At 68.6% G+C, this 17,231-nt stretch carries 24 protein-coding genes; 23 read left to right on the top strand and 1 reads right to left on the bottom strand.

Features of this window, described 5'->3' with window-relative positions; translation table 11 throughout:
* Window position 1 precedes the first annotated feature (1 nt).
* The 19 genes from P2T37_RS02605 to secY are packed head-to-tail and all read left to right on the top strand — an operon-like array spanning window position 2 to window position 10,094.
* Window positions 2-460: a 50S ribosomal protein L22 gene (locus tag P2T37_RS02605; RefSeq protein WP_276235198.1), complete on the top strand. Its 459-nt coding sequence runs from the start codon at window positions 2-4 to the stop codon at window positions 458-460.
* Window position 461: 1 nt separating this feature from the next.
* Window positions 462-1,421: a 30S ribosomal protein S3 gene (locus P2T37_RS02600; protein ID WP_276235197.1), complete on the top strand. Its 960-nt coding sequence runs from the start codon at window positions 462-464 to the stop codon at window positions 1,419-1,421.
* Window positions 1,421-1,627: a 50S ribosomal protein L29 gene (gene rpmC, locus P2T37_RS02595; protein WP_276235196.1), complete on the top strand. Its 207-nt coding sequence runs from the start codon at window positions 1,421-1,423 to the stop codon at window positions 1,625-1,627. The genes P2T37_RS02600 and rpmC overlap by 1 nt, the downstream gene beginning before the upstream one ends.
* 2 nt (window positions 1,628-1,629) lie before the next feature.
* A complete protein-coding gene (locus P2T37_RS02590; RefSeq protein WP_276235195.1) occupies window positions 1,630-1,905 on the top strand; it encodes a ribonuclease P protein component 1 in 276 nt (91 codons plus the stop codon).
* Window positions 1,896-2,228, top strand: a complete 333-nt coding sequence (locus tag P2T37_RS02585; protein WP_276235194.1) for a 30S ribosomal protein S17 — start codon at window positions 1,896-1,898, stop codon at window positions 2,226-2,228. The genes P2T37_RS02590 and P2T37_RS02585 overlap by 10 nt, the downstream gene beginning before the upstream one ends.
* On the top strand, window positions 2,228-2,626 hold the full coding sequence (locus tag P2T37_RS02580) for a 50S ribosomal protein L14 (protein ID WP_276235193.1): 399 nt from the start codon (window positions 2,228-2,230) through the stop codon (window positions 2,624-2,626). The genes P2T37_RS02585 and P2T37_RS02580 overlap by 1 nt, the downstream gene beginning before the upstream one ends.
* Window positions 2,623-2,979 carry a 50S ribosomal protein L24 gene (gene rplX / locus P2T37_RS02575; RefSeq protein ID WP_276235192.1) on the top strand — a complete coding sequence of 119 codons (357 nt, stop codon included), beginning with the start codon at window positions 2,623-2,625 and terminating at the stop codon, window positions 2,977-2,979. Before P2T37_RS02580 ends, rplX begins: the two co-directional genes overlap by 4 nt.
* A complete protein-coding gene (locus tag P2T37_RS02570) occupies window positions 2,976-3,707 on the top strand; it encodes a 30S ribosomal protein S4e (RefSeq protein WP_276235191.1) in 732 nt (243 codons plus the stop codon). Before rplX ends, P2T37_RS02570 begins: the two co-directional genes overlap by 4 nt.
* On the top strand, window positions 3,704-4,231 hold the full coding sequence (locus P2T37_RS02565; protein WP_276235190.1) for a 50S ribosomal protein L5: 528 nt from the start codon (window positions 3,704-3,706) through the stop codon (window positions 4,229-4,231). Before P2T37_RS02570 ends, P2T37_RS02565 begins: the two co-directional genes overlap by 4 nt.
* Window positions 4,228-4,392: a 30S ribosomal protein S14 gene (locus P2T37_RS02560; protein ID WP_276235189.1), complete on the top strand. Its 165-nt coding sequence runs from the start codon at window positions 4,228-4,230 to the stop codon at window positions 4,390-4,392. The genes P2T37_RS02565 and P2T37_RS02560 overlap by 4 nt, the downstream gene beginning before the upstream one ends.
* A gap of 2 nt (window positions 4,393-4,394) precedes the next feature.
* Entirely contained in the window at window positions 4,395-4,787 is a 393-nt protein-coding gene (locus P2T37_RS02555) for a 30S ribosomal protein S8 (protein WP_276235188.1), read from the top strand.
* On the top strand, window positions 4,777-5,316 hold the full coding sequence (locus tag P2T37_RS02550; RefSeq protein WP_276235187.1) for a 50S ribosomal protein L6: 540 nt from the start codon (window positions 4,777-4,779) through the stop codon (window positions 5,314-5,316). The genes P2T37_RS02555 and P2T37_RS02550 overlap by 11 nt, the downstream gene beginning before the upstream one ends.
* A complete protein-coding gene (locus P2T37_RS02545) occupies window positions 5,316-6,032 on the top strand; it encodes a 50S ribosomal protein L32e (RefSeq protein ID WP_276235186.1) in 717 nt (238 codons plus the stop codon). Before P2T37_RS02550 ends, P2T37_RS02545 begins: the two co-directional genes overlap by 1 nt.
* On the top strand, window positions 6,025-6,465 hold the full coding sequence (locus P2T37_RS02540) for a 50S ribosomal protein L19e (protein ID WP_276235185.1): 441 nt from the start codon (window positions 6,025-6,027) through the stop codon (window positions 6,463-6,465). Before P2T37_RS02545 ends, P2T37_RS02540 begins: the two co-directional genes overlap by 8 nt.
* Window positions 6,466-6,467: 2 nt before the next feature.
* Window positions 6,468-7,025: a 50S ribosomal protein L18 gene (locus P2T37_RS02535; RefSeq protein WP_276235184.1), complete on the top strand. Its 558-nt coding sequence runs from the start codon at window positions 6,468-6,470 to the stop codon at window positions 7,023-7,025.
* Complete coding sequence (locus P2T37_RS02530; protein WP_276235183.1) at window positions 7,018-7,653, top strand: 30S ribosomal protein S5; 636 nt, start codon at window positions 7,018-7,020, stop codon at window positions 7,651-7,653. The genes P2T37_RS02535 and P2T37_RS02530 overlap by 8 nt, the downstream gene beginning before the upstream one ends.
* The gene (locus tag P2T37_RS02525) at window positions 7,653-8,117 is read left to right on the top strand and encodes a 50S ribosomal protein L30 (protein WP_276235182.1); all 465 of its coding nucleotides are present in this window, start codon (window positions 7,653-7,655) and stop codon (window positions 8,115-8,117) included. The genes P2T37_RS02530 and P2T37_RS02525 overlap by 1 nt, the downstream gene beginning before the upstream one ends.
* The gene (locus P2T37_RS02520) at window positions 8,117-8,614 is read left to right on the top strand and encodes an uL15m family ribosomal protein (protein ID WP_276235181.1); all 498 of its coding nucleotides are present in this window, start codon (window positions 8,117-8,119) and stop codon (window positions 8,612-8,614) included. Before P2T37_RS02525 ends, P2T37_RS02520 begins: the two co-directional genes overlap by 1 nt.
* A gap of 1 nt (window position 8,615) precedes the next feature.
* Window positions 8,616-10,094 (top strand): preprotein translocase subunit SecY, encoded by a 1,479-nt coding sequence (secY, locus tag P2T37_RS02515; protein ID WP_276235180.1) that lies wholly within the window; start codon window positions 8,616-8,618, stop codon window positions 10,092-10,094.
* Window positions 10,095-10,660: 566 nt separating this feature from the next.
* Here secY and P2T37_RS02510 read toward each other — a convergent pair.
* The gene (locus tag P2T37_RS02510) at window positions 10,661-11,605 is read right to left on the bottom strand and encodes a transcription initiation factor IIB (RefSeq protein WP_276235179.1); all 945 of its coding nucleotides are present in this window, start codon (window positions 11,603-11,605) and stop codon (window positions 10,661-10,663) included.
* 269 nt (window positions 11,606-11,874) lie between these two features.
* On the opposite strand from P2T37_RS02510, the gene trkA reads away from it, so the two are divergent.
* The 4 genes from trkA (at window position 11,875) to P2T37_RS02490 (ending at window position 17,206) form a co-directional block, all read left to right on the top strand.
* Window positions 11,875-13,206 carry a Trk system potassium transporter TrkA gene (trkA, locus tag P2T37_RS02505; protein WP_276235178.1) on the top strand — a complete coding sequence of 444 codons (1,332 nt, stop codon included), beginning with the start codon at window positions 11,875-11,877 and terminating at the stop codon, window positions 13,204-13,206.
* Entirely contained in the window at window positions 13,203-14,687 is a 1,485-nt protein-coding gene (locus tag P2T37_RS02500; protein ID WP_276235177.1) for a TrkH family potassium uptake protein, read from the top strand. The genes trkA and P2T37_RS02500 overlap by 4 nt, the downstream gene beginning before the upstream one ends.
* 112 nt (window positions 14,688-14,799) lie before the next feature.
* Window positions 14,800-16,347 (top strand): TrkH family potassium uptake protein, encoded by a 1,548-nt coding sequence (locus tag P2T37_RS02495; protein ID WP_382211804.1) that lies wholly within the window; start codon window positions 14,800-14,802, stop codon window positions 16,345-16,347.
* A gap of 49 nt (window positions 16,348-16,396) precedes the next feature.
* Entirely contained in the window at window positions 16,397-17,206 is an 810-nt protein-coding gene (locus P2T37_RS02490) for a PspA/IM30 family protein (RefSeq protein WP_276235175.1), read from the top strand.
* Window positions 17,207-17,231 lie beyond the last annotated feature (25 nt).

Here is a 17,231-nt window from a genome sequence, read left to right as displayed (position 1 = left end):
GATGGGAATCAGCTACAGCATCGACGCGGACCCGGACACGACGGCGAAAGCCATGCTCCGGGAGCGTCACATGAGCCACAAGCACAGCAAGGCTATCGCCCGCGAGATCAAGGGCAAGACGGTCGGCGAGGCCGTCGAGTACCTGCACGCTGTGATAGACGGCGACCGCTCGGTCCCGTTCAAGTCCCACAACTCGGGCGTCGGCCACCGTTCCGACATCGAGGGCTGGGACGCCGGCCGGTATCCGGAGAAGGCGTCGAAGGCGTTCCTCGACCTCCTCGAGAACGTCACCTCGAACGCCGACAACCAGGGCTTCGACGGCGAGGCGATGGAGATCATCCACATCGCCGCCCACAAGGTCGGGGAGTCCCCCGGCCGCAAGCCCCGCGCGTTCGGTCGCGCGTCCGCGTGGAACACGCCGCAGGTGGACGTGGAGATCGTCATCGAGGAGGCAACGTAACATGGCAGACGAACACCAGTTCATCGAGAACGGCATGCGCCGGACCCAGATAGACGAGTTCTTCGCCGACGAGCTGGCGCGTGCCGGCTACGGCGGCATGGAGCTCGCGCAGACGCCGATGGGGACCCAGATCGTCCTCAAGGCAGAGAAGCCCGGCATGGTCATCGGCAAGGGCGGGAAGAACATCCGGAAGCTCACCACCCAGATCGAGGAGGAGTTCGACCTCGACGACCCGCAGATCGACGTCCAGGAGGTGGACGAGCCGGACCTGAACGCCCAGATCGTCGCCGACCGGCTGGCCAACGCCCTCGAACGGGGTTGGTACTTCCGGCGTGCGGGCCACACGACCATCGACCGCATCATGGACGCCGGCGCGCTCGGCGCGGAGATCGTCCTCTCGGGGAAGGTCACCGGCGCCCGCTCGCGCGTGGAGAAGTTCAACCGCGGCTACGTCAAGCACAACGGCGAACCCGCCGAGGAGATCGTCGACTCGGGCGTCGGGACGGCCGTGATGAAGCTCGGTACCATCGGCGTGCAGGTGAAGATCATCCCGCCGAACGCCCAGCTGCCCGACGACTTCCACATCAAGGAGGACGCCGACGTCGAGGCCTTCGTCGAGGAGGCCGAGGGCGACGTGGACGAGCTGCTCGCCGAGGCCGACGAGGCGCTCGACGAGGGCGAGCTCTCCGCGGACGCCGAGGACGTGGACGAGGCGGAGCTGGACGAGGAGTCCATCGACCTCGCCGAGGAGGAGCTCGTCGAGGACGACATCGAGACGGAGGAGGGCGCGGCGCCCACCGCCCCCTCGGACGACGACGTCGAGGCGGAACTCGACGACCTCGAGGCCGAGGTCGAGGACCTCGACGAGGAGACCGAGGCGGAAGCCGAGGAGCTGCTCGACGAGATGGACGAGGAGGAAGCGAGCGACGAGGAGACCGACGACGAGGAGGGTGACGACTGATGGCCATCGTCCACGTCGAGGAGATCCGCGACATGACTCCCGCCGAGCGCGAGGAGGAGGTCGAGGAGCTCCGCACGGAACTGCTCAACGCGAAGGCCGTTCAGGCGGCCGGCGGTGCCCCGGACAACCCGGGGCGAACCAAGGAGCTTCGCCGGACCATCGCGCGGATCAAGACGATCCAGCGCGAGGAAGGCGACCACGAGTAACCATGAACGCCCGAACCCTGCCACGACACGAACTCGCCGGCCTCCGCACGGAGGTCGTCGACTCGCCGAACGCCGACCTGGTCGGCATCAGCGGCGAGGTCGTCGACGAGACGACGAACACGCTGCTCGTGGCGGGCGACCGGGTGAAGCAGGTCCCGAAGGCGGCCGCGACGTTCCGCTTCACGCTCGATGACACGCGCGTTCGCGTCGATGGCGAACGGCTCGTCGCGCGACCGGCCCGACGGACGGAAACAACGACACCAAGCAAATGGCGCTAGGACTGAACGTATCGGAACCGGAGGAGAGCTGCTCCGACCCCAACTGTCCGTTCCACGGCACGCTCAGCGTGCGGGGACAGACGATGGAAGGGCAGGTCGCCTCCACCGACATGGACAAAACCGTCGTCGTCGAGCGGGAGTACGACGTCAAGGTGCCGAAGTACGACCGGTATATGAAGCGCCGGTCGCGCGTTTCGGCGCACCACCCTGACTGTCTCGACCTCTCGGTCGGCGACACGGTTCGTATCGCAGAGACCCGACCGCTCTCGAAGACCAAATCGCACGTGGTCGTCGAGCGCGTCCCGACGGAGGGTGACGACTGATGCAGGCACTCAACGCAGACGTGACGCAGGGGCTCGAGAAGGGCTCGCTCATCACGTGCGCGGACAACACGGGTGCCCGTCAGCTCAAGGTCATCTCCGTCTCGGGCTACTCGGGAACCAAGAACAGACACCCCAAGGCCGGCCTCGGCGACAAGATCACCGTGTCGGTCACGAAGGGGACGCCGGAGATGCGGCGTCAGGTGCTCGAAGCCGTCGTCATCCGCCAGCGGAAGCCGGTCCGCCGGCCGGACGGCACGCGGCTGAAGTTCGAGGACAACGCCGCCGTCATCGTTGACGAGAACGAGGACCCCCGCGGGACCGAGCTGAAAGGTCCCATCGCGCGGGAGGTCGCCGAACGCTTCGGCAGCATCGCCAGCACGGCGACGATGATAGTATGACCCGACAACCGGACAAACAACGCAGCAGACAGCGCCGCGCGCCGCTCCACGAGAAGCAGCGGCAGGTCCGTGCCCACCTCTCGGAGGACCTCCGCGAGGAGTACGGACAGCGCAGCGTCCGTGTCAACGAGGGCGACACCGTCGAGGTCCAGCGTGGCGACTTCGCGGGCGAGGAGGGCGACGTGGTGAACGTCGACCTCCGCGACGCCGTGATTCACGTCGAGGACGTGACGCTGGAGAAGGCGGACGGGGAGGAGGTTCCCCGCCCGCTCGACGCGTCGAACCTCGTCGTCACGGACCTGAACCTCGAGGACGAGCGGCGCGAGGCGCGCTTAGAGGAGGATAACGAATGACGCGACACCAGAAGCGACTCTCGGTACCGAACTCGTGGCCGGTCGAGCGCAAGGAGCAGACCTTCACGGTCAAGGCGGGCGCGGGCCCGCACGGCGAGGCGGGGGTTCCCCTCCTCATCCTCCTGCGCGACGTGCTCGGCTACGTCGACTCGAAGAAGGAAGCACGGTACGCGCTCGGCCAGGACTCCGTCCTGGTCAACGGCGAGGCCATCAGCGACGAGGAGCGTCCCATCGGGATGTTCGACATCGTCGCGTTCACCGAGCGCGAGGAGTTCTACCGCGTCTTCCCCGACGAGGGCGGCCGCCTCTCGCTGACGCCCATCGACGCCGACGCCGCCGACTCGCGGCTCGGCAAGGTCGTCGGCAAGCGGCAGGTCACCGGCGGCGAGACGCAGCTCACCATCCACGACGGCTCGACGCTCGTCTCCGACGACGCGGACATCACCGTCGGCGACTCCGTCGTCGTCTCGAACGACGACAAGTCCGTCGTCGCCCACTTCCCGTACGAGGAGGGGGCGCTCGTCACCGCCGTCGCCGGCACGCACGCCGGCGAGATCGGCACCGTCGACGAGATACAGGTGACGCCGAGCTCCTCGCCGAACAACGTCCTCGTCGAGTCCGACGACGGGCGCATCGAGACCATCGAGGAGTACGTCGTCGTCATCGACGAGAACTTCACGGGTGAGGACTCCGCGGAGTCCGACGCCGACGAAGGTGGTGACGAATGAGCTCCGAGACCGAAGCGGGGTTCCACGAGATGCGCACGCCGACCGTCGAGAAGGTCGTCGTCCACATGGGCGTGGGCCGCGGCGGGCGAGAACTGGCGAACGCGGAGGAGATACTCGCCGAGGTGGCGGGTCAGACCCCCGTTCGCACCACGGCCAAGCGCACCATTCAGGAGTTCAACATCCGTGAGGGCGACCCCATCGGCGCGAAGGTCACGCTGCGCGGCGACCTCGCCGAGGAGTTCCTCGCGACGGCGCTGCCGCTCGCGGACATCGCCGTCTCCCAGTTCGACGAGACGGGGAACTTCTCGTTCGGTGTGGACGAACACACCGAGTTCCCGAGCCAGGAGTACGACCCGGAGATCGGTATCTACGGGCTGGACGTCACGGTCAACCTCGTGCGCCCGGGCTACCGGGTGCACAAGCGCGACAAGGCGAGCACGCAGATCCCCGGCAGCCACCGACTCACCCCCGAGGACGCGGTCGCGTTCCTCGAGAGCGAGTTCGACGTGGAGGTGACAGAATGAGCGAATCACAGGAAACCACGGAGCAGTCCCCGACGGGACAGCTCCACGAGTGCCAGCGTTGCGGGCGCAAGCAGGGGCTCGTCGGCAAGTACGACATCTGGCTGTGCCGACAGTGCTTCCGCGAGATCGCTCGGGACATGGGCTTCGAGAAGTACAGCTAACAATGGCGGACAACGACCCACTGGCCAGCGCGCTTTCCGGCATCGACAACGCCGAGGGCGTGGGCCATCTGACACACACGGTAAAGCCCGCCTCGAACGAGATCGGCTCCGTGCTCGAAGTGCTCGCGAACCGCGGGTACGTCGACACCTTCCAGTTCGACGACGACGGGAAGGCCGGCACGTTCGAGGTCGAACTGAAAGGCGCCATCAACGCCTGCGGCACGGTGAAGCCGCGCTACTCGGCGACGGCCGACGAGTACGAGAAGTGGGAGAAGCGGTTCCTCCCCGCCCGCGACTACGGGACGCTCGTCGTCTCCACCAGCCACGGCGTGATGAGCCACTACGAGGCCCGCGAACAGGGCATCGGCGGACAGGTGATCGCCTATGTCTATTGAGCGAACCATCGACGTGCCCGACGACGTGACGGCCGAGGTCGACCACCTCGAGCTCACCGTCGAGGGGCCGAACGGCAGCGTCACGCGCCGACTGTGGTACCCGGACGTGACGGTGTCCGTCGAGGACGACGGCGTCGTCATCGCCTCGCCCGAGAGCGACGCGAAGACGCGCGCCACCGTCGGCACCTTCGAGAGCCACGTGAGCAACATGATATACGGCGTCACCGAGGGCTGGGAGTACAGCATGGAGGTCTTCTACTCCCACTTCCCGATGCAGGTCGGCGTCGAGGACGGCGCGGTCGTCATCGAGAACTTCCTCGGCGAGCGCGCCCCGCGGCGCGCCCCCATCCACGGGGACACCGAGGTCGCGGTCGACGGGGAGGAGCTGACCCTCTCCGGGCCGAACATCGAGGACGTCGGCCAGACGGCCGCGGACATCGAGCAGCTGACGCGCGTCTCCGGGAAGGACACCCGCGTCTTCCAGGACGGCGTCTACATCACCAGCAAACCGAACCGAGGTGACGCCTGATGGCAGAAGACGACGAACGGGAACTCACGGAACTGACCGACATCTCCGGCGTCGGGAACGCGAAGGCCGCAGCCCTCGAGGGCGCGGGCTTCGAGACGGTGGACGACGTCCGCCGCGCGTCCCAGTCGGAGCTGGCGGACGTCGAGGGCATCGGCAACGCGCTCGCCGCGCGTATCAAGAACGACGTCGGCGGGCTGGAGGTCTCCGAGGAGACCGACGCCGAGGTCGAGAGCGAGGAGCCGGAGGAGCCGGAGGAGACCGAGGAGGTCGAGACCGAACTCCGTCCCCGCGGCCACGCCGACAAGACCCCCGAACTGGACGAGGAGACGAGCCGCCTGCTCGCGCAGCGCTCGCGCGTCTCGACGCCCCAGTTCAACCGCCAGGACTACCACAAGAAGAAGCGGACCCCGACCTCGTGGCGCAAGCCGCGCGGCGGCCTCTCCAAGCAGCGGAAAGGCATCAAGGGGAAGGGCCCGAAGGTCGAGGCCGGCTACCGCAAGCCCGCGGCGACCCGCGGCCTGCACCCGTCGGGCTTCGAGGAGGTCCGTGTCGAGAACACGGACGACCTCGAGGGCGTCGACGGCGACACCCAGGCGGTCCGCATCGGCTCGACGGTGGGCGCGCGCAAGCGCGAGTCCATCGAGGACCAGGCGGAGGAGCAGGGCGTTCGCGTCCTGAACCCCACCTACGTCGAGGTGGAGGTGGACGATGAGTGACCTGACGGCCCAGCGGCGTCTCGCCGCGGACGTGCTCGACGTGGGGAAGAACCGCGTCTGGCTCGACCCCGAGCGGACGACCGACATCGCCGACGCCATCACGCGCGAGGACGTGCGTGACCTCGTCGACGAGGGCGCCATCCGCGCGAAGGACGCGAAGTCCAACTCCCGCGGCCGTGCCCGCAAGCGCGCCGAGAAGCGCGCCTACGGTCACCGCAAGGGCGCCGGCTCCCGGAAGGGGAAGGCCGGCGGCCGCAGCAACGACAAGAAGGAGTGGCAGTCGAAGATCCGCGCCCAGCGGGCCACCCTGAAGGAACTGCGCGACGAGGGCGAACTCGAGCCCTCGGAGTACCGGAGCCTGTACGACAAGGCCTCGGGCGGCGAGTTCGACTCCGTCGCGGACCTCAACCGATACATCGAGAACAACTACTGACAATGGCAACCGGACCACGCTACAAAGTGCCGATGCGGCGTCGCCGCGAGGCACGGACGAACTACCATCAGCGGTTGCGCCTGCTGAAATCCGGGAAGCCCCGGCTGGTCGCTCGAAAGAGCAACCAGCACACCAGGGCGCAGCTGGTCGTGACTGGACCGAACGGAGACGAGACCGTGGCGAGCGCCACGTCGAACGACCTCCCCGAGAACGGGTGGGACGCGCCGACCGGGAACCTCCCGGCGGCGTACCTCACCGGGCTGCTGCTCGGTCAGCGCGCCGTCGAGGCGGGCTACGAGGAGGCCGTGCTCGACATCGGCCTGAACACCGCGACCCCCGGGTCGAAGGTGTTCGCCGTGCAGGAGGGCGCCATCGACGCCGGCCTGGAGATCCCCCACAACGACGACGTGTTCGCCGAGTGGGACCGCACGCGCGGGACCCACATCGCCGAGTACGCCGAGTCGCTCGACGAGGGACTCTACGGCGGCGACTTCGACGCCACCGAACTGCCCGCGCACTTCGACGAACTGCGCGACGAGCTACTGGAGAACAATGAGTAACGGAGGCTGGGAGCCGCGCACGCGGCTCGGACGAAAGGTCGTAGAGGGCGAGATAACCGACATGCGGACGGCCCTGAACAGCGGGCTGCCGCTCAAGGAGCCGCAGATCGTCGACCAGCTCCTCCCGGACATGGACGACGAGGTCCTGGACATCAACATGGTCCAGCGCATGACCGACTCCGGCCGCCGGGTGAAGTTCCGGTGTGTCGTCGCCGTCGGCAACCGCGACGGCTTCGTCGGCTACGCCGAGGGTCGCGACGACCAGGTCGGCGGCGCCATCCAGAAGGCAATCGAGATCGCGAAGCTCAACATCATCGACGTCTCCCGCGGCTGCGGCTCGTGGGAGTGTGGCTGCGGGCGCGCCCACACGGTCGCGCTGCGCACCACCGGCAAGGCCGGCTCCGTCGAGGTCGAACTCCGTCCCGCGCCGCGCGGGCTGGGGCTCGCGGGCGGGGAGACCGTCCGTAACATCCTCGACCTCGCCGGCATCGAGGACATCTGGACCCGCTCGTCGGGCAACACCCGCACGACGGTCAACTTCGCGAAGGCGACGTTCAACGCGCTCCGCGCCACGAGCGAGGCTCGCGTCCCGCAGCGCGCCTTCGAGAAGCGCGAGGTGATCGAGTGATGGAGGCGGTCGTGCAGCTCCGCGGCGAGGTGAACCAGAGCCACGCCGTGCGCGACACGCTGTCGATGCTGAACCTCCACAAGGTGAACCACCTCGTGTTCGTCCCCGAGACGGACACCTACCGCGGGATGATCACGAAGGTGAACGACTGGGTCGCCCACGGCGAGCCGTCGGTCGAGACGGTCGAGCTACTCATCGCGAAGCGCGCGGAGCCCGCGGAGGGCGACGCGGACGTGGACGACGACTGGGTCGAGGCCAACACCGACTACGACGACATCGACGCGCTGGCGGCGGCCATCGTGGCCGAGGAGACGACGCTGCGCGAGCAGGGTCTCTCGCCCACGCTCCGTCTCCACCCGCCGCGCGGCGGCCACGACGGTATCAAACACCCCGCGAAGGAGGGCGGGGCCCTCGGCAAGCAGCCGACCGAGGCCATGGACGACCTCCTGCGCGACATGCGATAATGACGAGCAAGAAACGACGACAGCGCGGCTCGCGCACGCACGGCGGCGGCTCCCACAAGAAGCGACGCGGGGCCGGCCACCGCGGCGGTCGCGGGCGCGCGGGACGGAAGAAGCACGAGCGCGGGCTCTACCCGAAGCGCGGCAAGCACGGCTTCAAGCGCCCGCAGAAGACCGACCGCGAGGTCGAGACGATCAACGTCCGCAAGCTGGACGAGGACGCTGTCCTCTACGCCGAGGACGGTATCGCCGAGGAGACCGACGGCGGCTACGTCATCGACGCGCGCGACGTCGTCGAGGACGGCCACGAGGTCGACGCGGTGAAGGTGCTCGCCGGCGGCCAGGTCCACAACAGCCTGACCGTCACCGCGGACGCGTTCTCCGACGACGCCGAGGCGGCGCTCGACGCCGCCGGCGGTGAGGCCGTCCTCTCCGAGAAGGGCGAGGAACTGGCCGCGGAGGCCGAAGAAGCTACGGACGACGAGGACGCAGAGGAGTAAAATGAGCTGGAAGGAGACCGCCGAACCGGTACTCTCGCGGATGCCCAACGTGGCCCGACCGGAGGGCCACGTCCCGTTCCGTCGCAAGCTCGGCTGGACGGCGGGCGTCCTCGTGTTGTACTTCTTCCTGACCAACGTGACCATCTACGGTCTCGGCGGCGGGAGCGACGCGTTCGGCCAGTTCCGGTCCATCCTCGCGGGACAGCAGGGGAGCATTCTGCAGCTGGGTATCGGCCCCATCGTCACGGCGTCGATCGTCCTCCAGCTGCTCGGCGGCGCGAACCTGCTCGGGCTGGACACGAACGACCCGCGCGACCAGGTGCTGTATCAGGGCCTCCAGAAGCTGCTGGTGGTCGTGATGGTGTGTCTGACGGGCCTGCCGATGGTGTTCGCCGGCGGCTTCCTGACGCCCGACGCGTCGGTCGCCCAGTCGCTCGGCATCGGCGTCGGCGGCCTGCAGTGGCTGATGTTCGCCCAGATATTCGTCGGCGGTCTCCTCATCCTGTTCATGGACGAGGTCATCTCGAAGTGGGGCGTCGGCTCCGGTATCGGCCTGTTCATCATCGCCGGTATCAGCCAGCGCCTCATCGGCGGCTTCTTCGCCGTCCCGGGAATCACGGGCAACCGCGGCTTCTTCGTCAGCTGGTACGACATCATCGTCGGGAACACCCAGCTCGGCCCGGTGCTCGGCGCGCAGGGGCTCCAGAGCCTCCTGCTCGAACAGGGACAGATACTGTTCCTGTTCACGACGGTCCTCATCTTCGTGGTCGTCGTCTACGCCGAGTCCGTCCGCGTGGAGATACCGCTATCGCACGCCCGCGTGAAGGGCGCGCGCGGCCGCTTCCCCGTGAAGCTCATCTACGCGTCCGTCCTGCCGATGATCCTCGTTCGCGCGCTGCAGGCGAACGTCCAGTTCCTCGGCCGCATCCTCAACGCCCAGCTGGGCGAGTCGATGCCGGCGTGGCTCGGGGTGTACCAGGTCACGGAGACCGGGGCCACCCCGGTCGACGGGCTGTTCTACTACCTCGCGCCCATCTACTCCTATCAGGACTGGATGTGGTTCGCCGGCTTCGCCGGCAACAACGAGTGGTATCAGGTGCTCGCGCGCCTCTCCGTCGACCTGACGTTCATGATCATCGGCGGCGCCATCTTCGCCGTCTTCTGGGTCGAGACGACCGGTATGGGGCCGGAGTCGACGGCGAAGCAGATCCAGAACTCCGGGATGCAGATACCCGGCTTCCGGCAGTCGCCGGGCGTCATCGAGAAGGTGCTCGAACGCTACATCCCGCAGGTGACCGTCATCGGCGGCGCGCTGGTCGGCGCGCTCGCCGTCCTCGCGAACCTGCTCGGCACCATCGGGCAGGTCTCCGGCACGGGGCTGCTGCTGACCGTCTCCATCACGTACAAGCTGTACGAGGAGATCGCGGAGGAGCAGCTGATGGAGATGCACCCGATGATGCGCCAGATGTTCGGCGGCTAGCGTCCCGGTACCTCTCCGACGGTTCCTTTCTTTCGCTCCGCCACCCACACCCTCCCGAGCCGCCGGCACGCACGCCGTGCCGTATAAGCGTATATCCATATTACTGTGCGCGAGAGGGCGACACGTCCGAACGCCCCCGACGTCCGGAGAGGGACGGGACGAGGTGTCCTACACGAGGTCGCCGGCCGAGAAGGGGGTACGTCCCGGCGCGACCGGCCGTGCGTCCCTGCCGAGGGAGAAGCCCCCGGCACCGACCGTTGGGCCGCCGGGGTGTTCAGTATGGGTCGATGACCGGACGGCCCGGTGACCCTACGGGGCGGCCGGCGGACGGTTCGCGCCGGCGAAAGCGGCGGCTCGTCGGGTATCGAAATCGACCGCCGCCGACGGCCGTCCCGCGACCGCCGGCCGGCCGCGTCGCGCGCCCGAGGGGCGCACGGCACGCGGCTGCGGCCGCCACGTAAGTGGGCCAAACGACACGTCAGTCGCCGTCCCTGACACGGCAACGCCGACCGCCGTCCGGCTACTGCTTCGGTCGAGGGGGGACTACTTGAAAATAGGGGGGCGGCTCAGTGGACGATCTCGGCGTCCAGCGCGTCCATCTGCTCCTGGTAGCGGTTGCGGATGGTGACGACGGTGACGTCCGCCACGTCCGCGACCCGCCGCTGCGTGAGCTTCGGGCCGACGACGCGCGAGGCGGCGTAGATGGCCGCGGCGGCGTACCCGGACGGCGACTTGCCGGAGTGGAGGCCGAGCGCCGTCGTCTCCTCGACGATGCGGACGGACTCCTGTTGTATCTCGTCGCTCACCTCCAGCTCGGAGGCGAGCTGGGGGATGTACTCCTTCGGGTCCGCGGGTTCGAGCGCGAGTCGGAGCTGCTGTGAGATGTAGCGGTAGGTGCGGCCGATCTCGCGGCGCTCGACGCGGGACACGGCGGTCACGTCGTCGAGGCTGCGGGGGATGTGTTCCTGTCGGCACGCCGCGTGGAGCGAGGCCGTGGCGACGCCCTCGATGGAGCGCCCCCGAATCAGGTCGCGGTCGAGCGCCTGCCGGTAGATGACGGAGGCGACCTCGCGTACGGAGCGGGGTACGCCCAGCGCGCTCGCCATCCGGTCGATCTCGCTCAGGGCGAACTGGAGGTTCCGCTCGCCGTTCTCCTGGGTGCGGATGCGCTCCTGCCAGGTGCGGAGCCGCTGCATCTGCGAGCGCTTCTCCTGGGAGATGGCGCGCCCGGAGGCGTCCTTGTCCTGCCAGTCGATGTTCGTGGTCAGGCCCTTGTCGTGCATCGTGCGCGTGGTGGGCGCGCCGACGCGGGACTTCTCCTGCTGCTCCTGGTGGTTGAACGCGCGCCACTCCGGCCCGCGGTCGATGTTGTCCTCGTCGACGATGAGCCCGGACTCCTCGTCCATCAGTTCGCCGTTGGCGGTGCGGACGAGGTTGTCGGGGTCGACCTCCTCCTCGGTGTCGTCGCTCTGTACGTTGCGGTCGTCCTGCCGTCGTGAGATGCGTGTCATGTGGTCCGGTCGAGGGTGTGGCTGCTGTTGCTAGCGCGCGTGCGGGGGAACGGGGAGCCCGAAACCCTGATTCCGGGCGTCGAAGCCGCTCGCGGCTCTGTGACACGGCAGGGGGCACCTCCTGCGCGCGTCGAATCCTGACTGTCTGACTTCGTATTTAGTCGAGGTTTCCACGTACTTAGGTGATTCGTCGGAGGCCGGACACGTTCGGTGATAGTAACCCACTTACCGGGGCGGGCCGACCCTCGGCGCATGAGAGGCGGGTTCCGGTGCGCGTGATCGTCGTCGGCGCGGGCGAGGTCGGGTCGAACATCGCGGGCGACCTCGCGACGGACCACGACGTGGTCGTCGTCGATATCGACGGCGAGCGCGTCGACGCGTTGAGCTACTCGCACGACGTGTTGACCGTCGAGGGCGACGGCAGCGACGTGGACACGCTGGAGGAGGCCGGCATCGCCGAGGCGGACATGCTCATCGCCTCGACGGACGACGACAGCACGAACATCGTCACCTGCGGCACCGCCGGCGTGTTCCCCGAGACGTTCACCATCGCGCGGGTGAAGCGCCCGCAGTTCCTCCGCACGTGGGAGCGGGGCGACCGCACCTTCGGCGTGGACTTCATGGTGTGTACCGACCTGCTCGCCGCCGAGACCATCACGGGCGTCATCGGCCTGCCGACCGCCCAGGACGTGGACACGTTCGCCGAGGGACTCGTCCAGATGGCGGAGTTCGAACTCCCCGAGGACAGCCCCGTCGTCGGCCAGACGGTCCAGGAGGCGGACCGGTTCGACTCGCTCACCTTCGCCGCCATCGTCCGCGACGACGACATCGTCATCCCCCGCGGCGACACGGTGTTGCGCGGCGGCGACGACGTGGTCGTCATCGGGAGCCCGGACTCCGTCCGGTCGTTCAGCGAGGCCATCGCCCCCGAGCAGTCCGGCCCCCGCGACATCGTGGTGGTGGGCGGCAGCGAGGTGGGCTACCAGACGACCCGGCTGCTGGAGGCGCGCGGTTTCTCCCCCCGGCTCATCGAACACGACCCCGACCGCGCGCGCTGGCTCGCCGAGAAGCTCCCCGGCACGACGGTGATGCAGAGCGACGCGACCGACCGCGAGTTCCTCGAACGCGAGAACGTCGGCGACGCCGACGCGCTCATCGCGGCGCTGGAGAACGACCAGAAGAACCTCCTCGCGGGGCTGCTCGCCGACCGGCTCGGCACGAAACGGACGGTCGCCGTCGTCGACACCGTGGAGTTCGCGGACCTGTTCGAGGCCGTCGGCATCGACGTGGCCGTCTCGCCGCGCGAGGCGACCGCCGAGGAGATAACGCGATTCACGCGCGGCCGGCGCGCGGAGAACGTCTCGCTCATCGAGGGCGACCGCGCCGAGGTTATGGAGTTCGAGGTGGACGCCGACGGCGACGCGGTCGGCTGTACCATCCAGGAGGTCGCGGAGACGCTCCCCGACGGCGTCGTCTTCGGCGCCATCACCCGCGACGGCGAACTCACCACGCCGCGCGGCGACACCGTCATCGAGGCCGGCGACCACGTCGTCGTCTTCGCCGACGCCGACGCCGTCGAGGACGTCACCGCCGCGCTATGAGAGTCGACTGGCGCACCAGCGCCAGCCTCACCGGAACCGTTCTGAAGGGGCTCGCCGCCCCGCTCGCGGTCTCGGCCGTCGTCGCGCTGTTGTACGCCGAGAGTCCCGTCCCCTTCCTCGCGCCCGCGGCGGGCACGCTCGTCGTCGGGGTCGCGCTCGAACGCCTGCCGCGCGACGACCTCTACCCCCGCGAGGCGTTCCTGATGGTCTCGGCGACGTGGCTCGCCGTCGCGCTCGTCGGGACCGTCCCGTTCCTGCTCGTCGGGACCGGCGTGTTCGCCTCGCCGCTCGACGCGCTGTTCGAGTCGATGTCGGGCATCACGACGACCGGCGCGACCGTCATCGGGGACTTCGACGCCCACCCGCAGGGGCTGCTGTTCTGGCGCCAGCTCCTCCAGTGGCTCGGCGGCCTCGGTATCCTCGTGCTCGCCGTCGGCCTGCTCTCGCAGCTCTCGGTCGGCGGCGCGCGCCTGATGGAGACGGAGACGCGCACGGAGGACGTGACGAAGCTCGCCCCCCGAATCGGGGAGACGGCGCGCATCCTCGGCTCGCTGTACGTCGGGCTCACCGTGCTGCTCACGGTCCTGCTGCTCGCGCTCCACTACGCCGGGTTCGCGCCGAACATGGGGCCGTTCAACGCCGTCTCGCACGCACTGACGACGGTGGCGACGGCCGGCTTCTCCCCCGAGGCCGAGAGCCTCGGCGCGTTCGAGCCGGTCGTCCAGTACCTCGTCGTCCTGTTCATGTTCCTCGGCGCGACGAACTTCGTCCTGCTGTACGCGCTGACGCAGGGCCGGGCGGGCCCGCTCCGGCGGAGCGAGGAGTTCCGCGTCTATCTCGGCCTCGTCGCCGCGACGACCGCCGTCGCCGCCGTCGTGCTCGCGCTCGACGGCACGTTCCCCACGGTCGAATCGACGTTCCGCCACGCCCTCTTCCAGGTCGTCTCGATACTGACGACGACCGGCTACGCCTCCGCGGACTTCAACGTCTGGTCGCCCGCGCTCAAACACCTGCTCTTCCTCGCGATGTTCGTCGGGGGGATGGCCGGCTCCACCACCTGCTCGATAAAGACGGTTCGGTGGCTCGTCGTGCTGAAGTCGTTCCGCCGGGAGCTGTTCGTCGAACTCCACCCCGAGGCCGTGCGTCCGGTGCGGCTCGGCGACGAGGTGGTGGACGAGTCCACCGTCCGGGACATCCACGGCTACGTCCTGCTCGGTATCGTCGTGTTCACGCTGTTGACCGTCCTCGTCGTCGTGGACGCCTCGCGGGCCGGCACGGGTATCGGGGAGTTCGAGGCGATGGGCGCGGCCGCCTCCACCTTCCTCAACATCGGGCCGGCGTTCGGCGACGCCGGCCCTTACGGGAGCTACGCCGGCTTCCCGGCGATAACGAAGGGCTCGATGGTCGTACTGATGTGGGTGGGTCGCATCGAGATAATCCCCGTCCTCGTCCTCCTGACCCCGGACTTCTGGCGGTCGTAGGGAAGACGGTGGATTGATAGCCGACCCACGGCTGTCGCCGGACGTGTCGAAGCTACCGCTCGTCGGGGACGGCGGCCCCCGGCTCCGCGTCGACTGGCGGACCAGCGTCGCCCTGACCGGCCGCGTCGTCAAGTACCTCTCCGTCGCGCTGGTCGTCCCGCTCGTCGTCGCCCTGCTGTACGGCGAGGACGTGGCCGTCTTCGCCGTCGCCGGGGCCGCCACCTTCCTGTTCGGCTTCGCCGTCGAGCGAATCGACCCCGACCCCGACCTCGGCCCGCGCGAGGCGCTCCTGATGGTCGCGCTGACCTGGCTCACCGTCGCGCTCGTCGGAACCCTCCCCTACCTGCTCGCGGGGATGGGGACCGAGAGCACCCTCGCGAACCCGGTGAACGCGCTGTTCGAGTCGATGTCCGGCTTCACGACGACCGGCGCGACGGTGATGGGCTCCATCTCGTTCGAGCGCCACTCGCACGCGCTCCTCATGTGGCGACAGCTCAGCCAGTGGCTCGGCGGGATGGGTATCGTCGTCCTCGCCGTCGCCATCCTCCCGGAGCTCTCGGTCGGCGGCGCACAGCTGATGGACGCCGAGGCGCCGGGGCCCGGCATCGAGAAGCTCACGCCCCGCATCGCGGAGACGGCGCGCGCGCTGTGGCTCGTCTACGCCGCCATCACCTTACTGGAGATGCTGCTGCTGTTCGGCTTCCACCTCGGCGGCCTCGCGCCCAACATGGACGGGCTGGCGGCCGGCACGGACCACGCCGCCGCGGCGTACAACGCCATCGCCCACGGGCTGACGACGATGCCGACCGGCGGCTTCTCGCCCGAGGCCCGCTCCATCGAGGCGTTCTCCGCGGCCGTCCAGTGGCTCATCGTCCCGTTCATGTTCGCGGCCGGCGTGAACTTCGCGCTGACCTGGCGGTTCGTGGGCGGCAACCCCCGCGCCCTCCTTCGGGACACGGAGTTCCGCGCGTACATGGGCGTCATCGGCGTGTTCACGGCCGTCATCGCCGGCGTGCTGTTCACCGGGGGCATCGAGCCCGCCTCCGCCGCGTTCCGCGAGCCCTACGGCGCTATCCCGGGCAACGCCGAGGCGTCACTCCGCCACGCCGTCTTCCAGGCGCTCGCGATGATAACGACCACCGGCTACGCCAGCATCGACTTCAACGCGTGGTCACAGCCCCTCCAGTACCTCCTGTTGTTCGCCATGTTCGTCGGCGGCTCGGCCGGCTCCACGGGCGGGGGCATCAAGATCGTCCGCTGGGTGGTGATAATCAAGAGCGTCAAGCGGGAGCTGTTCACCTCGGTCCACCCCGAGGCGGTCGCGCCGGTCCGCCTCGGCGGCCAACCCATCGACGAGGACGCAGTCCGCGGGATTCAGGCGTTCACCCTCGTCTACATGCTGTGCTTCGGCGTCGGCGCGGCGCTCATCATGCTCGACGCGGCGCGCGTCGGCTACGACATCTCGGCGTTCGAGGGGATGGCCGCCGCCGCCTCCACGGTCGGCAACGTCGGGCCGGGATTCGGCGTGGCCGGCCCGATGAACTCCTACCTGGACTTCCCGGCCACGTCGAAGCTGCTGATGGTGTTCCTGATGTGGATCGGCCGGCTGGAGATCCTCCCCGTGCTCGTCCTGCTCACCCGGTCGTACTGGCGGAGCTGACGCGCACGAACGGCTCAGATTTTAAGGGTGCGCCGTCGTATCAGTAGGTATGGGAATCCTCTCTCGCGCCTCGTACGTGGTCCGCTCGAAGCTCAACGCGCTCATCTCCAGCGCGGAGGACCCGAACGAGCAGCTCGACTACTCCTACGAGCAGATGCGCGACGAACTCCAGAACGTGAAACGGGGTATCGCCGACCTCACCACCCAGAAGAAACGCCTGGAGATACAGAAGCGCCGGCTGGAGGAGAACGTCGAGAAGCACAACGAGCAGGCCCGCGAGGCCGTCCGCCAGGACCGCGAGGACCTCGCGCGACAGGCGCTGGAGAAGAAGAAACAGAAGATGTCCCAGATAGAGGAGCTGGAGACGCAGATCGCGGACCTCCAGAACACGCAGGACAACCTCGTCGAGAAGAAGGACGAGCTCCAGAGCCAGATCGAGCGGTTCCGCACCGAGAAGGAGACGATGAAGGCGCGCTACGAGGCCGCGGAGGCCAGCGCGCGCGTCTCCGAGGCGATGACCGGCGCGGGCGACGAGATGGAGGACGTGAGCCGCTCCATCGAGCGCGCGCGCGACCGGACCGAGGACATGGAGGCGCGCGCCGCCGCGATGGACGAGCTCGAATCGACCGGCGCGTTCGACAACGCCTTCGACGACGAGGACGAGATAGACAAGGCGCTCGGGCAGGGCCGGCGCGACACCGAGATAGAGGCCGAACTGGAGACGCTCCGCCAGCAGGAGGGGAAGTCGGCGCCCGAGGCCGAGGCGGACGCGGAGAGCGAGCCGGAGCCGGAGGCCGCGGACCCCGAGGTCGAGTCCGAACTCGCGGAGCTGAAGGAGGAGGAGGAGACGGAGAGCTGACCGGCCGCGTCTTTTTGTCCCGCGC

This window comes from Halosegnis marinus, from assembly GCF_029338355.1.
Classification (GTDB): Archaea; Halobacteriota; Halobacteria; order Halobacteriales; family Haloarculaceae; genus Halosegnis; species Halosegnis marinus.
The sequence above is the reverse complement of the archived record's forward strand: the minus strand, read 5'-3'. Positions and strand labels throughout refer to the sequence as shown.

Excerpts from the sequence above, each read along its gene's own strand:
- P2T37_RS02605 (WP_276235198.1), top strand. The coding sequence starts at position 2 with ATGGGAATCAGCTACAGCATCGACGCGGACCCGGACACGACGGCGAAA.
- P2T37_RS02600 (WP_276235197.1), top strand. The coding sequence starts at position 462 with ATGGCAGACGAACACCAGTTCATCGAGAACGGCATGCGCCGGACCCAG.
- rpmC (WP_276235196.1), top strand. The coding sequence starts at position 1,421 with ATGGCCATCGTCCACGTCGAGGAGATCCGCGACATGACTCCCGCCGAG.
- P2T37_RS02590 (WP_276235195.1), top strand. The coding sequence starts at position 1,630 with ATGAACGCCCGAACCCTGCCACGACACGAACTCGCCGGCCTCCGCACG.
- P2T37_RS02585 (WP_276235194.1), top strand. The coding sequence starts at position 1,896 with ATGGCGCTAGGACTGAACGTATCGGAACCGGAGGAGAGCTGCTCCGAC.
- P2T37_RS02580 (WP_276235193.1), top strand. The coding sequence starts at position 2,228 with ATGCAGGCACTCAACGCAGACGTGACGCAGGGGCTCGAGAAGGGCTCG.
- rplX (WP_276235192.1), top strand. The coding sequence starts at position 2,623 with ATGACCCGACAACCGGACAAACAACGCAGCAGACAGCGCCGCGCGCCG.
- P2T37_RS02570 (WP_276235191.1), top strand. The coding sequence starts at position 2,976 with ATGACGCGACACCAGAAGCGACTCTCGGTACCGAACTCGTGGCCGGTC.
- P2T37_RS02565 (WP_276235190.1), top strand. The coding sequence starts at position 3,704 with ATGAGCTCCGAGACCGAAGCGGGGTTCCACGAGATGCGCACGCCGACC.
- P2T37_RS02560 (WP_276235189.1), top strand. The coding sequence starts at position 4,228 with ATGAGCGAATCACAGGAAACCACGGAGCAGTCCCCGACGGGACAGCTC.
- P2T37_RS02555 (WP_276235188.1), top strand. The coding sequence starts at position 4,395 with ATGGCGGACAACGACCCACTGGCCAGCGCGCTTTCCGGCATCGACAAC.
- P2T37_RS02550 (WP_276235187.1), top strand. The coding sequence starts at position 4,777 with ATGTCTATTGAGCGAACCATCGACGTGCCCGACGACGTGACGGCCGAG.
- P2T37_RS02545 (WP_276235186.1), top strand. The coding sequence starts at position 5,316 with ATGGCAGAAGACGACGAACGGGAACTCACGGAACTGACCGACATCTCC.
- P2T37_RS02540 (WP_276235185.1), top strand. The coding sequence starts at position 6,025 with ATGAGTGACCTGACGGCCCAGCGGCGTCTCGCCGCGGACGTGCTCGAC.
- P2T37_RS02535 (WP_276235184.1), top strand. The coding sequence starts at position 6,468 with ATGGCAACCGGACCACGCTACAAAGTGCCGATGCGGCGTCGCCGCGAG.
- P2T37_RS02530 (WP_276235183.1), top strand. The coding sequence starts at position 7,018 with ATGAGTAACGGAGGCTGGGAGCCGCGCACGCGGCTCGGACGAAAGGTC.
- P2T37_RS02525 (WP_276235182.1), top strand. The coding sequence starts at position 7,653 with ATGGAGGCGGTCGTGCAGCTCCGCGGCGAGGTGAACCAGAGCCACGCC.
- P2T37_RS02520 (WP_276235181.1), top strand. The coding sequence starts at position 8,117 with ATGACGAGCAAGAAACGACGACAGCGCGGCTCGCGCACGCACGGCGGC.
- secY (WP_276235180.1), top strand. The coding sequence starts at position 8,616 with ATGAGCTGGAAGGAGACCGCCGAACCGGTACTCTCGCGGATGCCCAAC.
- P2T37_RS02510 (WP_276235179.1), bottom strand. The coding sequence starts at position 11,605 with ATGACACGCATCTCACGACGGCAGGACGACCGCAACGTACAGAGCGAC.
- P2T37_RS02500 (WP_276235177.1), top strand. The coding sequence starts at position 13,203 with ATGAGAGTCGACTGGCGCACCAGCGCCAGCCTCACCGGAACCGTTCTG.
- P2T37_RS02490 (WP_276235175.1), top strand. The coding sequence starts at position 16,397 with ATGGGAATCCTCTCTCGCGCCTCGTACGTGGTCCGCTCGAAGCTCAAC.